The following is a 15441-nucleotide window of genomic DNA, read 5'->3' as shown; positions in this document are numbered from 1 at the left end:
GGGCGAGCCCTCCCGGGTACGACCCCGGTTCGCCTCATGCGTGAAGCTCCAGGACGCAGAGGTTTGGCGACAGGTACACAGACCGTAATCCGGCGCTAGGGATGCTCCTCACGATAACCTGGTATCGGCTCTTCCACAATCCGAAGCGGGGCGATACCCGTTCCCTCATAAATCTCGGCCACCGTCAGGTTGATATTTAAGGCGGGAATGACCAGTGCTTCGTCAGCTTCTACCAGAGGTGTAAAACTCCAGATATTATTAGCCTCGCGGCGAAACCACTCCACCAGCCAGGAAGTCTGCGAGACCAGCAGGTAGTGCTGCAGAGAAGGTAACTGCTTGTACTGATTGAACTTCCGGCCCCGATCGTACTCGGCAGTTGAAGGCGACAGCACTTCTATCAGCAATACTGGCGCGCGGAGGATGCGCTTAGCCTGCTGGTCGCCCGGGTCACAGCTAATCATCACGTCGGGGTACGTATAGTGGCTACCTTCCCGTACGGCTAGCTGTACACTTTCCATTACCGTGCGGCAAGCGCGGCCACGCAAGGACTGCCGGAATGATGTCGCGAAGTTTAAGCCGATTAAGTTATGCGCAACGTCGGCTCCGGCCTTGGCAAACACTTCGCCATCAACATACTCGTACCTGGTTTCGCTTTGCTCTTCGAGGGCAAAATATTCTTCTACCGTGTAGCGCCTTTGCTGTTCCATGACGTCTTGTTTGCTCCTCAAAGATACGCTTGAACAGCCGCGGGGCTTTCGGCGTTGCGCCCCAAGCCCCGAAGCGCTACCTTTGCTCTTCAGCGCCTTGGGGAGCTGCTACCTTCTAACCTGACTGCTATGCTATTAGCTCTGCCGGCTGCCAATTATCAGCCTTCCGATTACCTTCCTATTCTCATTCAATTTGGTCTGGCGCTGGCCTTTGTGGCCTTCGCCATGATTGTTTCGCACCTGGTCGGCCCCAAGCGGACCAGCAAAGTGAAGAATGAGGCTTTTGAGTGCGGCATCGAATCCATCGGCAATGCCCGAACGCCCATTTCGGTCAAATACTTTCTCACGGCCATTGTATTCGTGCTATTCGACGTCGAAGTCATCTTCATGTACCCGTGGGCGGTGAACTTTCGGGCCTTGGGCAACGAGGGCTTTATTGCTATGGTGTTGTTCATGGCCTTCCTACTAGCGGGCTTCGCCTACATTATCAAAAAGGGCGTCCTGCGCTGGAACGAAGCCTGATCCAGCCAAACTTTTGCCGCGCCGCTGGTGTTGGCAATTAGGCCATTGGGCCCTCAAATCTGACCAATCTTACCTATGGATACCCGCGTTCCGGAAATCAAAACTGTCGAGGCCCCCGAGGGCATTGAAGGCGCTGGCTTCTTTGCCACCTCGCTCGAAAAAGTGGTGGGCATCGCCCGGGCTAACTCGCTCTGGCCCCTGCCCTTCGCTACCTCCTGCTGCGGCATCGAGTTCATGGCCACTATGGGCTCGCACTACGACATCTCACGCTTCGGCTCCGAACGGCCCAGCTTCTCGCCCCGCCAGGCTGATCTGCTGATGGTAATGGGGACTATCGCCAAGAAAATGGCCCCCATCGTGAAGCAAGTGTATGAGCAGATGGCCGAGCCCCGCTGGGTGCTGGCCATGGGTGCCTGCGCCTGCTCGGGTGGCATCTTCGACTCGTACTCGGTGCTGCAAGGCATCGACCGCATTATTCCGGTCGATGTGTATGTGCCCGGCTGCCCGCCCCGCCCCGAGCAAGTGCTCGATGGCCTGATGCGGGTGCAGGATCTGGCCAAGAACGAATCTTTCCGCCGCCGCAACGCGCCCGAATATCAGGCCCTGCTGGCATCTTACAACATCAAGTAGCTTTCTTTTAGAACTGAGAGCTTAGAACCTAGAGCTTAGATCATAGACCGCAAGCCGGCTTTCTTTCTAACTCAGCTCCTTCTAAGCTCTCAGTTCTACGCTCTCAGTTCTAATAAATGAATCCTCAGGAATCTGCTGTTGCTCCCGAAGCCGCTGTTGCCGAAGACCCCATCAAGGTTCAGAATGCGCGGGTACTGGCTTTGCTCACCCGCTTGTTTGGCGAGGGCACCTTTACCGATGTCGAAGAGCCCTACGGCCTGCTAACGGTGACTACCACGCGGGAGCGCATCCACGAAATCATCGCCGGCCTGCAACAGGACCAGGAAATCAAGCTGAACTTCCTGACGACCATGTGCGGCATCAACTACCCGGAACGGGAAGGCCAGGAGCTGGGCATGATTTACCACCTGCACAGCCTGACCCAGAACATCCGCCTGCGGATTAAAATCTTTTTCCCCATCACCGACCCGGTGGTGCCAACCCTGACCGACCTCTACGCCACCGCCAACTGGATGGAGCGCGAGGCCTATGATTTCTTCGGCATCATCTTCACCGGCCACCCCAATCTCATTCGCATCCTCAACGTCGAGGACATGGACTACCACCCCATGCGGAAAGAATACCCGCTCGAGGATGGTACCCGCGAAGATAAAACCGACCTGTTCTTCGGCCGCTAATTATTTTGGTGCATGGTTGTTGGTGCTTGGTGCTTGGCGCAAACGGACAGAGAGCATAGGATATAGGACCAAGCACCATGCACTAGGCACCAAGCACTAACAACCATGCACCAATACCCATGGCAGTAAACGACACGCTGGAAGGCACCCATAAAATACACGAAGAGGCCGCCGCGCAGCGCCACGGCCAACTCATGCCCCTGCTCAACGATTTCAGCCAGGAGCTGACGACGCTGAACCTGGGCCCCACGCACCCGGCTACGCATGGCATTTTCCAAAACATCCTGCAGATGGATGGCGAGCGGATTGTGTCGGGCGTGCCCACCATCGGCTACATCCATCGGGCGTTCGAGAAAATTGCGGAGCGCCGGCCCTTCTACCAGATCACGCCCCTCACCGACCGGATGAACTACTGTTCGTCACCCATCAACAACATGGGCTGGCACATGACGGTGGAGAAGCTGCTCGGCGTAACGGTGCCCAAGCGGGCCCAGTACATGCGCGTGATTATGATGGAGTTGGCCCGTATTGCCGACCACCTGATTTGTAACTCTATCCTCGGCGTGGACACCGGTGCGTTCACCGGCTTCCTGTACGTGTTTCAGGAGCGCGAGAAGATTTACGAAATCTACGAGGAGGTGTGTGGCTCCCGCCTGACCACCAATATGGGCCGCGTGGGCGGCATGGAACGTGACTTCTCCCCGGTGGCCCTGCAGAAGCTGCGCGACTGGCTGAAGACCTTCCCGACAGTGATGAAGGAGTTTGAGTCGATGTTCAACCGCAACCGCATTTTCATGGACCGCGTGGTGAACGTGGGGCCGATTTCGGCGGAGAAAGCGTTGAACTACGGCTTCACGGGCCCTAACCTGCGGGCGGCGGGCGTCGACTACGACGTGCGCGCCATGAACCCCTACTCTTCCTACGAAGACTTCGAGTTCGACATTCCGGTGGGCACCAACGGCGACACCTACGACCGGTTCATCGTTCGCAATGAGGAAATCTGGCAGAGCCTGCGCATCATCAACCAGGCGTTGGAAAACCTGCCCGAAGGCCCTTACCACGCCGATGCGCCACACTACTACCTGCCCCCCAAGCCGGAAGTGTACAAAAACATGGAGGCCCTGATTTACCACTTCAAAATCATCATGGGCGAGATTGACGCGCCGGTGGGTGAAGTGTATCACTCCGTGGAAGGCGGCAACGGCGAGCTGGGCTTCTACCTGATTTCGGACGGGGGCCGCACGCCCTACCGCCTGCATTTCCGCCGGCCGTGCTTTATCTATTACCAGGCTTACCCGGAAATGGCCGTGGGCACTACGCTCTCCGACGCCATTGTCATTCTTTCGTCCATGAACGTCATTGCTGGCGAGCTGGACGCCTAGTATTTGTTGAAATTGATTGATATGGAGCCGACCACCGCGCCCCCCAAACCGCAATTTTCTCCCGCTGCCCAGGCGGAAATCAAGCGCCTGCTCACGCACTACCCGGCCGACCGCAGCAAGTCGGCCCTGCTGCCGGTTCTGCACATTGCCCAAGCCGAGTTCGGCGGGTGGGTAAGCCCCGAAGTCCAGGACCTGGTGGCTGAAACCCTGGGGCTCAAGCCGATTGAAGTGTACGAAGTAGCGTCTTTCTACACCCAGTATAACCTCAAGCCGGTGGGCAAGCACGTGCTGGAAATCTGCCGGACCGGCCCCTGCATGCTGCGGGGCTCCGACGAGCTGACGGCCCACCTGGAGCGCATCACGGGGGCTAAGGTGGGCGGAACCTCGCCCGACGGTACCTTCACCCTGAAAGAAGTGGAGTGCCTGGCCGCCTGCGGCTTTGCCCCCATCGTGCAGGTGCGCGAGAAATACTACGAGCAGCTGGACACGCCGGAAGCAGTGGACGTCATGTTGAACGAGTTGAAGAGCTTAGTTCACCGGCCGATACTACCTTGGGAGGAAACCGGCTTGCCGAACTCACTCAAAAACTACTAATCTCATGGCTGACCAGAATCGGGATTTGCCGCTTATCATCTCGGAGATTCTTATCGAAATGCATGAGGTGAAGGATAGCATCTATGCCATGCGAAGCGACATCCGGGTCATGCAGAGCGACATCCGAATTATGAAAGAGGCCCTGAATAGCACCGCCGAAGTAGTACTGAAGCAGCAGGAGCATACCAACAACATCCTGACGGTCTTTCAGGAAGAAAGCAAAAACAACATGGAATTCATGACTTATTCCATTAGCCGAGCATTGGGGCAGCAACAAACCGTTAATCAGGATTTCGAGGCCCAATTGGTTCGTCTGGAACAGCGGCATCAAATAGTTTAAAAGTCATCGGGATAACGCTTACTACTATGGGCCGCAAGCTATTAACTGAACATATCAACGTTGAAGGTATCGATACCTTCGATGTATACCGCAAGCACGGCGGCTACCGCTCCGTGGAAAAGGCACTCAAAACCATGACGCCCGACGAAGTGGTGGAAGAAGTGAAGAAGTCGGGCCTGCGCGGCCGCGGCGGTGCGGGCTTCCCCACGGGCATGAAGTGGAGCTTCCTGGCCAAGCCCGAGGGTGTGCCGCGCTACCTCGTCTGCAACGCCGACGAATCGGAGCCGGGCACCTTCAAGGACCGCCAGCTCATGTCGAAGCTGCCCCACCTGCTCATTGAGGGCATGATTACGGGCAGCTACGCCCTGGGCGCCCGCACCAGCTACATCTACATCCGCGGGGAGTTGTTGTACGTGCTGCGCATTCTGGAAAAGGCCATTGCCGAAGCTTACGCGGCGGGATTCCTGGGAGAGAACATCCTCGGCTCGGGCTACTCGCTCGATTTGCACGTGCACCCGGGGGCCGGCGCTTACATCTGCGGCGAGGAAACGGCGCTGCTCGAGTCGCTGGAGGGCAAGCGGGGCAACCCGCGCAACAAGCCGCCCTTCCCGGCCGTGCAGGGCCTTTACGCCCGCCCCACGGTAGTCAACAACGTGGAAACGATTGCCGCCGTGGTTCCGATTGTGAACGAAGGGGGCGACGAATACGCCAAGCTGGGGGTTGGCAAAAGCACGGGTACCAAGCTGATTTCGGCTTGCGGCCACCTGAACAAGCCCGGCATCTACGAAATCGAGCTGGGCGTGCCGGTGGAGGAATTCATTTACTCGGATGAGTACTGCGGCGGCATCTGGAAAGGCCGCGACCTGAAGGCCGTGGTAGCGGGTGGCTCGTCGGTGCCGATTCTGCCCAAGGAGCTTATCCTGAAAACCGCCGCCGGCGAAAACCGCCTAATGACCTACGAGTCGCTATCCGACGGGGGCTTCATCACGGGCACCATGCTGGGCTCCGGTGGCTTTATTGCCATGGACGAAACCACGTGCATCGTGAAGAACACCTGGAACTTCAGCCGCTTCTACCACCACGAGTCGTGCGGGCAGTGCTCGCCCTGTCGGGAGGGAACCGGCTGGCTCGAAAAGGTGCTGCACCGCCTCGAACACGGCCACGGCTCCATGCACGACATCGACCTGATCGTGAGTGTAGCCAAGCAGATTGAGGGCAACACCATCTGCCCCCTCGGCGAAGCCGCCGCTTGGCCGGTAGCTGCCGCCGTCCGTCACTTCCGCCACGAGTTTGAGTGGCACGTAACCCATCCCCAAGAGGCCACCATGCCCGGCGCCGCGTACCGCAACGCCCCCGTGCTGGCCTAGCTCTTAGAGCTTAGATGCTAGAGTTCAGAACTTAGATTTTTTAATTTTGAGTTCCACTGGAAGTCAATCGATTACTCCTTCAAGCCCCCACATCTGAGCTCTGGCCTCTAACATTTAAATTCTAAGTTCTGAGCTCTAACATCTAAGCTCTCTATAAAAATGGCTAAAATAACTTTCGACGGCATTGAGGTAGAAGTTCCGGATGGAACCACTATCCTGAACGCGGCCCGCCAGATTGGTGGGGGCGTGGTGCCGCCCGCCATGTGCTACTACACCCCGCTGAAGGGCACCGGCGGCAAATGCCGCGCCTGTCTGGTACGCGTGGCCGCCGGCTCGGCCAAGGACCCGCGGCCCATGCCCAAGCTGGTGGCCTCGTGCATCACGACGGTGCAAGACGGCATGGTGGTCGAGAATACGACTTCCCAGCAGGTGATGGACGTGCGCAAGGGCATCGTGGAAATGCTGCTCATCAACCACCCGCTCGATTGCCCGGTGTGCGACCAGGCCGGCGAATGCGACTTGCAGGACTTTGCCTTCGAGCATGGGGTAAGCACCACCCGCTACGAGGAAGAGCGCCGCACCTTCGAGAAAATCGACATCGGCCCGCTCATCCAGCTGCACATGACGCGCTGCATCCTGTGCTACCGCTGCGTGTACACCGCCGACCAGCTCACCCCCGAGCGGGTGCACGGCGTACTGGGCCGCGGCGATGCTTCGGAAATCGGCACCTACATCGAAAACGTCATCGACAACGAGTTCAGTGGCAACGTTATCGATGTATGCCCGGTAGGCGCGCTGACCGACAAGACCTTCCGCTTCAAGCAGCGCGTATGGTTCACCAAACCCGTGAACGCCCACCGCGACTGCGAAAACGAGAAGTGCTGTGGCCGGGTCACCCTCTGGTACAAAGGCAAGGACGTGCTCCGGGTAACGGCCCGCAAAGACCAGTACGGCGAAGTGAAAGAGTGGATCTGCAATACCTGCCGCTTCGACAAAAAGGAAACTTCGGACTGGGTGCTCGAAGGGCCGGCGCATATCAGCCGCGCCTCGGTTATCTCGGCCAACCACTACGAATTGCCGGTGGTGAACCCGCAGGTAATTCTGGACTTACCCGAAAGCACCACCCGCGAACTGGAACGCAACCCGCCGCTACGCCTGGGCGGCATTAATGGCTAATTGAAAATCATAATCGTTGGTCATGCCTGGCGGCGCTCAGCATGGCATTTTGATTCATTAAAATAAATTATGACTCTCCCCGCTCTGGGCTGGCAAGGCCTCGTCGTTCTGGTAGTCTTCGGCGTTTCGCTGCTGATTGCCACTTACTCTACTTACGCCGAGCGCGTCATCGCCGCCTTCCTGCAGGACCGGGTGGGCCCGGACCGCGCCGGGCCCTTTGGCCTGCTCCAGCCCCTGGCCGACGCCGTGAAGCTCTTCACCAAAGAGGAATTCTTCCCGGCGGGTGCCAACCGGGCGCTATTTGTGTTCGGGCCTTGCTTAGCCATGACGACGGCCCTAATGTCATCGGCGGTTATTCCGTTCGGCAACGTGCTGCAGTTTGGCGAGACGGTGGTTCATCTGCAAGGCATTGAAATTAACGTCGGCATGCTCTACGTGTTCGGCATGGTGTCGCTGGGCGTGTACGGCATCATGATTGGTGGCTGGGCGTCGAACAACAAGTTTTCGCTGCTGGGCGCTATCCGCGCGGCCTCGCAGAACATTAGCTACGAAATCGCCATGGGCCTGGCCCTAATTGCCGTCCTGATGATTTCGCAGACCTTGTCGTTGCGTGAAATCACGATCCAACAGGCATCCGCAGCCCCTTTTGTGTGGCAGGATATTTTTAACTGGAACGTGATGAAGCAGCCCCTGGGCTTTATCATCTTCATCGTGTGCGCTTTCGCCGAAACGAATCGGACGCCATTCGACTTGCCGGAGTGCGAAACCGAGCTCATCGGCGGCTACCACACCGAATACAGCTCCATGAAAATGGGCCTGTACCTGTTCGCGGAATACATCAACGTGTTCGTGGCGTCGGCCGTGATGAGCGTACTCTACTTCGGCGGCTTTAACTTTCCTTTTCAATACGACCTGCGCAGTTGGCTGGTATCATCGCAGGGTCTGGAGCTGGTAACTGCCCAAAACATCATCACCATCCTGGGGCTGGTGGGCTTGTTCGCCAAAATATTCGGCTTCATCTTCTTTTTTATGTGGGTGCGCTGGACCTTACCGCGCTTCCGCTACGACCAACTCATGCGTCTGGGCTGGACGATTCTCATCCCACTGGCTATCTTCAACATCATGCTGACGGGCGGCCTGATTACGTTCGGGGTGATTAAATAACGACCATGGAATCCTTAAGTAAGCGAGCTAAAGTTCTCGAAAAGAAGCCTATGACCTTGGCCGAGCGGGCCTACCTGCCGGCTATCTTCCAGGGCCTGACCATTACGATGCGGCACTTTTTCCGGGCTGCTACCAAGAAGCAAGTCACCGTGCGCTATCCGGACGAAACGCGGCCCTTCTCCCCCGTTTTCCGGGGCTTGCACGTGCTTAAGCGCGACGAGCTGGGGCGGGAGCGCTGCACCGCTTGTGGCCTCTGCGCCGTGGCCTGCCCTGCCGAAGCCATTACCATGGTAGCTGGCGAGCGCAAGAAGGGCGAGGAGAACCTCTACCGCGAGGAGAAGTACGCCGTGAGCTACGAGGTGAACATGCTCCGTTGCATCTTCTGCGGCCTCTGCGAGGAAGCCTGCCCCAAAGCCGCCGTGTATCTGCAAGCCGACAAAATGGCGCCGCCCCGCTTCGAGCGCGATGAGTTCATCTACGGCAAAGACCGGCTGGTGGAGCCCGTTTCGCCGGATAAGCGCTCGAAGCGCGGCATCCAGCTCACGCCCGAGCAGGCCGAGAAGTTGCGCCAAAAGCAGCTAACCTAAAGTAACGCGGGCCTTGCAGTCCGCATTTGCAAGTACCTTTTCCCAGCACTCTACGCGCGGACTGCAACCTCCGCGCTACCGTATGTCTCCTCTCTTCCTCTTTCTCTCGTTCGTCGCCTTGCTCAGTGCCCTGGGCGTGATACTGGCCAAAAACCCGGTTCACAGCGTGCTCTTCCTCATTCTTACGTTCTTCACGCTCTCCGGGCACTACTTGCTACTGAACGCCCAGTTTCTGGCCGCCGTGAACATCATCGTGTACGCCGGGGCTATCATGGTGCTGTTTCTATTCGTGATTATGTTCCTGAACCTGAACGAGGAAACCGAGCCGCACAAGCCCACCCTAGCGAAGGTTGCGGCGGCCATTGCGGGGGGCTCCCTGCTGCTGATACTGGTTGCAGCCATGCGTAACATCAACCCCGCCGGCTACGACCCGGCCACGTTCGACTCGCAAATTGGCATGGTTGACCGGCTCGGGCTGGTTCTGTTTCAACAATACGCCCTGCCGTTTGAATTGGCCTCGGTGCTGCTGCTAGCCGCCATGGTGGGTGCCGTGATGTTGGGCAAGCGCGAAACAGGCGAGCGGAACTTCTAGCTTCCCCCTGCTTATCAAGCAGACTGCACTACGCTCAACCGTTCCCCCGCTTACTCCACACAAAGGGGTTACTCCCCTGGCATGACGCCTTCCTGCGTAGCCTCCCCAACACCTGATTCAAAGAGCGTCCAGCGGACGCTCTTTTGGTTTTAGCACACAAGCTGATGAGCCCGCTACGATGGGTAGAAGCTATCGCGGGGTTCGGGTAAAGGGCCCTAGCTCAAGCCCGCTGGCTAATACGCAAAAGAGCTGCACCTAGCTAGTGCAGCTCTTTCAGATAACATAATTTCTAACACTTAATCAATCGATAATGATAAAATAGTTGACCTGTTTGTCCACCAGGCCTATAGTTTTATAAGTAGGTAAATAGTTTTATAATAGGTAATGTTATAAGTAGGTAAGGGGTAATAATGTTTTACTGAATTACTCGTAATTATTGGTGTTGGTATGGATATGGAAGAGAGGTAAAATCCGGCCCGTCTGGCCGATATCTGAATCGATTAACTGCTCAAACTTACTATAGTAGACCACCCCCTGGGGTAAATTCTAGCCGAACGAGGGTGATAACACGCCGAACTAAGTCATTTACCGTACCAGTCTCTCAAGTGGGGGGCAGCAGGAGCGGCGACCCCTGTTTTGCCGGATATTTCCGATTCTACACAATATTATTTTTATCCTATTTTCAGACAACTTGCTGCTCTCCCCAAACCCCACTCGCGAGTAATTACGACCGACCTTGCGTTGGGGAGCAGCACAAGCAGATGCTTCCGAATGCTAAGCCCCTTCAGTTCCGTGCCGGAACGTTTACATAGCCAGGGCTGAACAGCTGCTTTAAAAAAGCAGAAAGCGGCAACCGATACTTCGGTTGCCGCTTTCTGCCTAGTTCTTTAGTACGCTTGGCCTGGCAAACGCTTCAGCCAACACCGGAGTGAATCTCTTCCCTACTTTCCCGCTACCGAAGCAATGCTTAGCTCCTTTAATTGTGCGTCCGAGATCGGTGAGGGCGAATCAATCATCACGTCGCGGCCGGAGTTGTTCTTGGGAAAGGCAATGAAGTCGCGAATGCTATCGGCCCCGCCAAACAAGGAGCACAGGCGGTCGAAGCCAAAGGCGATGCCGCCGTGGGGCGGGGCGCCGTACTCGAAGGCATCGAGCAGAAAGCCAAACTGCGCCTGGGCTTCTTCGGGGGTGAAGCCGAGCAAGGAGAACATCCGGGCCTGCACGGCTCGGTCGTGAATGCGGATGGAGCCGCCACCCACTTCTACCCCATTAATCACGAGGTCGTAGGCATTGGCGCGGACCTGGCCAATGGTCGCGGGCGAGTCGAGCAGGGCCAGGTCTTCGGGCTTGGGCGAAGTGAAGGGATGGTGCATGGCAAAGTAGCGGTTCTCCTCTTCGCTGAATTCGAGCAAGGGGAAATCAACCACCCAAAGTGGCGAGAAAGCGTCCTTGTTGCGCAGGCCCAGCCGCTGGCCCATCTCTAGGCGCAGCTCGCTCAGGGCCTTGCGGGTTTTGCTTTCCGGACCAGCCAGCAGCAGCAGCAAGTCGCCGGGCTGGGCCTGGAAAGCGGCGCTCCACTTGCGCAGCTCATCCTGGGAGTAGAACTTGTCGACCGACGACTTCACCTGGCCGTCGGCTTCTACGCGGGCGTACACGAGGCCGGTAGCGCCAATTTGCGGGCGTTTCACGAAATCGGTCAGCTCGTCGAGCTGCTTGCGGGTGTAGGCGGCGCAGGTGGCGGCATTGATGCCCAGGACGATTTCCGCGCCGTCGAAAACGGGGAAGCCCTGGCCCTGAGCAGTGGCGGTGAGGTCCACAAACTTCATCTCGAAGCGCGTGTCGGGTTTGTCGTTGCCGTAGTCGCGCATGGCGTCGGCGTAGGTCATGCGGGGCACGGTGGGAAAGTCGAGCCCTTTGAGTTCCTTGAACAAGTAGCGGGTAAGCCCTTCGAAGGTGTTCAGAATGTCTTCCTGGGTAACAAACGCCATCTCGCAGTCAATCTGCGTAAATTCGGGCTGGCGGTCGGCCCGCAGATCCTCATCGCGGAAGCACTTCACAATCTGGAAGTAGCGGTCGAAGCCCGACACCATGAGCAGCTGCTTGAACGTTTGGGGCGACTGCGGCAGGGCGTAGAACTCGCCGGGGTTCATGCGGGAAGGCACTACGAAGTCGCGCGCCCCTTCGGGCGTAGACTTGATGAGGACCGGCGTTTCGACCTCAATAAACGCCTGGCCATCGAGGTAGCGGCGCACGGCCTGGGCCATTTTGTGGCGCAGCATCAGGTTGTTCCGCACCGGAGCGCGGCGCAGGTCGAGGTAGCGGTACTTCATCCGCAGGTCGTCGCCGCCGTCGGTTTCATCTTCGATCAGGAAGGGCGGCAGTTTGGCGGCGTTGAGAATTTGCAGCGTTTCGGGCCGGATCTCGATGGCGCCGGTTGGGATTTTGTCGTTTTTAGCGTAACGCTCGGCCACTTTGCCGCTCACGCTCAGCACGAACTCGCGGCCAAGGTGGCGGGCGGTCTCGCGCACCGTTTCGGCTTCCACGCCTTCTTCCAGGGTTAGTTGGGTGAGGCCATAGCGGTCGCGCAAATCAATCCAGAGGATGGCGCCTTTGTCGCGGGTGCGCTGTACCCAGCCGCAGAGGGTAACGGTTTGACCAATGTGCTCGGCGCGGAGCTCGCCGCAGGTGTGAGTTCTTAACATGGATGGGTTAGCAGTTAGCATTTAATCAGTTAGCGGCGAATATTCAGCGGCTCTCCAACCGGCCCCGCAGGCTATTTACCTTAAGAGTTGCCGATTACCAGGCTCTTGCTAAATGTTAATCGAATACCTGACTATAATGAGTACGCCGCGAAGGTAGCCATTGGCACGGCGGGTCGAAAACGCGAACTTTGGTACGGAGTATGCAAAGGCCAGCCGTAACCGCCTTTCTTTGCTGTCTCAACCCCTTTAGCTATCCATGAAAATCCTATCTTCTTTCGCCCTCGCAGCCATGCTGTTGCTAACCGGCACTGCCCAGGCCCAAACCAAGGTCAAAATCAAAAGCAAGTCCGACGAGTCGGGCACCGTCGTCAAATCCAAGGGTACGGCCGGCGCCGTGACGCTCGACGGACCCATTAAGCGCATTGAGACACTCTCGGGCATCGACGTCTTTCCGAAGCCCAACTCGACCAGCATTCTGCTGAGCTTTACCCAGCAATTCACCAAGCCCGGCACCTTGGTAATGACCGACTACAAGAACCGGGTCATCTACCAAACCGAGCTGGACCCCGCCAACAACACCGGCGCGCCGGTCGACTTAGGCAAGATTCCGGCGGGCACCTACTTGGTCGAAGCCAAAACCGGCAACTACGTATACTGGAAGAAGGTACGAATTAAATACCCCACTGTTCGGCGCTAGCAAGCTTTCCCGGCCGTGCCACGACCCCAAAGTCGTGGCACTACTTTTAGCCCCCTCATCGTTCTGCCTGCTATGAAAATTGCCTCGTTTCTGCTGCTGTTCCTTGGGCTTACGGCCTTTGCTCCTACTCCCAGGCTCACCACTGTCAAGCTCGGCACGGGGCTCGCGGTGGGGGTGCCAGCAGGCTTCACGGCCCTGCCTGACGATGGCATCGCGGCAAAATACCCCTCGCCGCGCAGGCCGCTGGCCGTGTACACCAACCCCAGCGGGCGCGTGGATTTCAGCGTGGCCGTGCGGCCTACCACCTTCGAGAGCATGGACTATGGCGTGTTGCTGAAAATTTACAAGTCCAGCATTCAGCGCCTTTACACGAAAGTTGATTTTCTGAAGGAAGACATCCGCACGGTGAACGGGCGCGATTTTATCTACTTCGAGTTTGTATCGTCGGTGACGGATGAGCGGCGCAACATCCAATTGGCGCCCATTAAGCGGTACCAGACCGTGCAGTATGCCATTAAGGGCCAGCAGCTGTACGTTTTTACCTTCGTGGCCCCGGCCGAGGAGCAGGCCCAGTGGAAACCCACGGCCCTGGCCGTGATGAATGCCATTACGCTGAAGTAAGCCTGTGGGCAGCCGGGCTAATGACCAGTAGGGGGAACCCATATGGCCTCGGCAACCGTCGTCTAAGCAATTCAAGTTGTGAAATAGCCGCATCGCGGTCATACCCGGTAGGGCGGCAGGTTCGTAGAGAATGGTCACCCGGGCCGAATGAGAGCCGCGTAGCGGTGACAGACTCGTCTGGCGGCTCTGTCACCGCTACGCGGCTTTACCCCCTGCCTGCTGCCTATTCTACCAACCGGTCGCCGCTATGCGGCTGTTCTGCGACTTGCATTAAGCAGTTCGGCACGTTAAGTCAATCCGGGGTTGGTTCTGCCCGAGCCGGAGCTTTTACTTACTCGTAAGTTTGTCGCCTTTTTAAAGGCTTGTTGGAGCAAACGAGTGACTCATGCGGAACTTTGCTTGCTTTCGCCGGGCCTGCTTGCAACGACGGCACCAGCCCGCTGACCATCCATGACCGACGACTATTTTATGCTCCAAGCCCTCGCGGAAGCCGAAAAAGCCTTGGCGGCTGATGAGATTCCCATTGGGGCTGTCGTTGTATTTGAGAAGCAAATCATTGGCCGCGGCTACAACCAAACCGAGCGGCTGCGCGACGTGACGGCCCACGCCGAAATGCTGGCCCTGACCGCGGCAGCCAATCACCTGGGCAATAAGTACCTGGCCGACTGCACCCTATACGTCACCATCGAGCCGTGCGTGATGTGCGCGGGGGCCAGCTACTGGGCCCAAGTAAAAGCAGTTGTGTTCGGTGCGGATGAGCCTAAAGCAGGGTTTCGACGGTACGGGCAGTTGCTGCACCCGCGCACGCAGTTGCGCGGGGGCGTGCAAGCCGCCGCCTGTGCCGCACTAATGCGCACCTTTTTCAATTTGAAACGGAATTAATATACTTTTGGGGCCGCAGAGGGTGTCGCTCTTCCTTCATCCAACCCGCTGTTTCGTACTAGTACTGCTTTCTCATTCCATCCACCATCCACATACTTTTTAGCTATGGCTTTCGAACTCCCCAAACTTCCGTACGCGTACGATGCGCTGGAGCCCACGTTTGACGCGCAGACCCAGGAAATTCACCACACCAAGCACCACCAAGCCTACGTCACGAATCTGAACGCGGCCATCGCCGGCACTGAGCTGGAACACCAGTCGCTCGAAGAAATCCTCCACAACGTAGCCTCGGCCCCCGCGGCCGTGCGTAACAACGGCGGCGGCCACTGGAACCACTCGCTTTGGTGGACCATCTTATCGCCGAACGGCGGCGGACAGCCCACGGGACCGGTTGGCGACGCCATCACGGCGACCTTCGGCAGCTACGACAAATTCAAAGAGGAATTCACCAAAGCGGCTACTACGCGCTTCGGCTCGGGCTGGGCCTGGCTGTGCAAACAGGCCGACGGGTCCGTGCAAATCTGCTCCACGCCCAACCAGGATAACCCCCTGATGCCGGACGCGGGCTGCAAAGGCACTCCGGTGCTCGGCCTCGATGTGTGGGAGCATGCTTACTACCTGAAATACCAGAACCGCCGGCCCGACTACATTGCCGCCTTCTTCAACCTCATCAACTGGGACGAAGTGAACCGGCGCTTCACCGAAGCCACCCCTATGTAAGAATGCTGGCGGCTTCACAGCCACTAAACTGGTACAGAAAAAGCCCGGTCCACGACGTGGACCGGGCTTTTTCTGTTTGGT

17 protein-coding genes are annotated in these 15441 nt (G+C 57.7%); 15 read left to right on the top strand and 2 right to left on the bottom strand.

All coding sequences use genetic code 11. The features are described from left to right. Positions 1–95: 95 nt before the first annotated feature. The gene (locus tag IC235_RS16910; protein ID WP_191006379.1) at positions 96–707 is read right to left on the bottom strand and encodes a Uma2 family endonuclease; all 612 of its coding nucleotides are present in this window, start codon (positions 705–707) and stop codon (positions 96–98) included. A 129-nt stretch (positions 708–836) separates the two neighbouring features. Here IC235_RS16910 and IC235_RS16905 point away from each other — a divergent pair, with 129 nt between their 5' ends. The 11 genes from IC235_RS16905 to IC235_RS16855 all read left to right on the top strand — a co-directional run bounded on the left by IC235_RS16905 (position 837) and on the right by IC235_RS16855 (position 9738). Next, positions 837–1229 (top strand): NADH-quinone oxidoreductase subunit A, encoded by a 393-nt coding sequence (locus IC235_RS16905; protein ID WP_191006378.1) that lies wholly within the window; start codon positions 837–839, stop codon positions 1227–1229. Positions 1230–1304: 75 nt separating this feature from the next. Next, positions 1305–1859, top strand: coding sequence for an NADH-quinone oxidoreductase subunit B (locus IC235_RS16900; RefSeq protein WP_046244221.1), 555 nt, complete (start codon positions 1305–1307; stop codon positions 1857–1859). A gap of 116 nt (positions 1860–1975) precedes the next feature. Further along, a complete protein-coding gene (locus tag IC235_RS16895) occupies positions 1976–2536 on the top strand; it encodes an NADH-quinone oxidoreductase subunit C (RefSeq protein WP_191006377.1) in 561 nt (186 codons plus the stop codon). 194 nt (positions 2537–2730) lie between these two features. Continuing rightward, positions 2731–3918 carry an NADH dehydrogenase (quinone) subunit D gene (nuoD, locus tag IC235_RS16890; RefSeq protein WP_223847378.1) on the top strand — a complete coding sequence of 396 codons (1188 nt, stop codon included), beginning with the start codon at positions 2731–2733 and terminating at the stop codon, positions 3916–3918. Between the two features lie 21 nt (positions 3919–3939). Next, complete coding sequence (locus tag IC235_RS16885) at positions 3940–4512, top strand: NADH-quinone oxidoreductase subunit NuoE family protein (protein WP_191006375.1); 573 nt, start codon at positions 3940–3942, stop codon at positions 4510–4512. Positions 4513–4516: 4 nt separating this feature from the next. Further along, positions 4517–4852 carry a hypothetical protein gene (locus tag IC235_RS16880; protein ID WP_191006374.1) on the top strand — a complete coding sequence of 112 codons (336 nt, stop codon included), beginning with the start codon at positions 4517–4519 and terminating at the stop codon, positions 4850–4852. Between the two features lie 26 nt (positions 4853–4878). After that, entirely contained in the window at positions 4879–6219 is a 1341-nt protein-coding gene (gene nuoF, locus IC235_RS16875) for an NADH-quinone oxidoreductase subunit NuoF (RefSeq protein WP_191006373.1), read from the top strand. 159 nt (positions 6220–6378) lie between these two features. Then, on the top strand, positions 6379–7395 hold the full coding sequence (locus tag IC235_RS16870; RefSeq protein ID WP_191006372.1) for a 2Fe-2S iron-sulfur cluster-binding protein: 1017 nt from the start codon (positions 6379–6381) through the stop codon (positions 7393–7395). Between the two features lie 69 nt (positions 7396–7464). Continuing rightward, positions 7465–8559 carry an NADH-quinone oxidoreductase subunit NuoH gene (gene nuoH, locus IC235_RS16865; RefSeq protein WP_191006371.1) on the top strand — a complete coding sequence of 365 codons (1095 nt, stop codon included), beginning with the start codon at positions 7465–7467 and terminating at the stop codon, positions 8557–8559. A gap of 5 nt (positions 8560–8564) precedes the next feature. Beyond that, the gene (locus tag IC235_RS16860) at positions 8565–9146 is read left to right on the top strand and encodes a NuoI/complex I 23 kDa subunit family protein (protein WP_191006370.1); all 582 of its coding nucleotides are present in this window, start codon (positions 8565–8567) and stop codon (positions 9144–9146) included. An 82-nt stretch (positions 9147–9228) separates the two neighbouring features. Further along, entirely contained in the window at positions 9229–9738 is a 510-nt protein-coding gene (locus IC235_RS16855; RefSeq protein WP_191006369.1) for an NADH-quinone oxidoreductase subunit J family protein, read from the top strand. Between the two features lie 941 nt (positions 9739–10679). Here IC235_RS16855 and aspS read toward each other — a convergent pair. Beyond that, a complete protein-coding gene (gene aspS / locus IC235_RS16850; protein WP_191006368.1) occupies positions 10680–12440 on the bottom strand; it encodes an aspartate--tRNA ligase in 1761 nt (586 codons plus the stop codon). A 256-nt stretch (positions 12441–12696) separates the two neighbouring features. On the opposite strand from aspS, the gene IC235_RS16845 reads away from it, so the two are divergent. The 4 genes from IC235_RS16845 (at position 12697) to IC235_RS16830 (ending at position 15360) form a co-directional block, all read left to right on the top strand. After that, a complete protein-coding gene (locus IC235_RS16845; RefSeq protein WP_191006367.1) occupies positions 12697–13137 on the top strand; it encodes a T9SS type A sorting domain-containing protein in 441 nt (146 codons plus the stop codon). Positions 13138–13209: 72 nt separating this feature from the next. After that, a complete protein-coding gene (locus IC235_RS16840) occupies positions 13210–13758 on the top strand; it encodes a hypothetical protein (protein WP_191006366.1) in 549 nt (182 codons plus the stop codon). Between the two features lie 450 nt (positions 13759–14208). After that, positions 14209–14640: a nucleoside deaminase gene (locus IC235_RS16835; RefSeq protein ID WP_223847374.1), complete on the top strand. Its 432-nt coding sequence runs from the start codon at positions 14209–14211 to the stop codon at positions 14638–14640. Between the two features lie 105 nt (positions 14641–14745). Then, positions 14746–15360, top strand: a complete 615-nt coding sequence (locus IC235_RS16830; RefSeq protein ID WP_191006365.1) for a superoxide dismutase — start codon at positions 14746–14748, stop codon at positions 15358–15360. Positions 15361–15441 lie beyond the last annotated feature (81 nt).

It is taken from the genome of Hymenobacter montanus (assembly GCF_014699115.1).
GTDB classification, from domain to species: domain Bacteria; phylum Bacteroidota; class Bacteroidia; order Cytophagales; family Hymenobacteraceae; genus Hymenobacter; species Hymenobacter montanus.
Note: the sequence above shows the minus strand (reverse complement) of the source record. Positions and strands in the feature narration are given on the sequence as shown.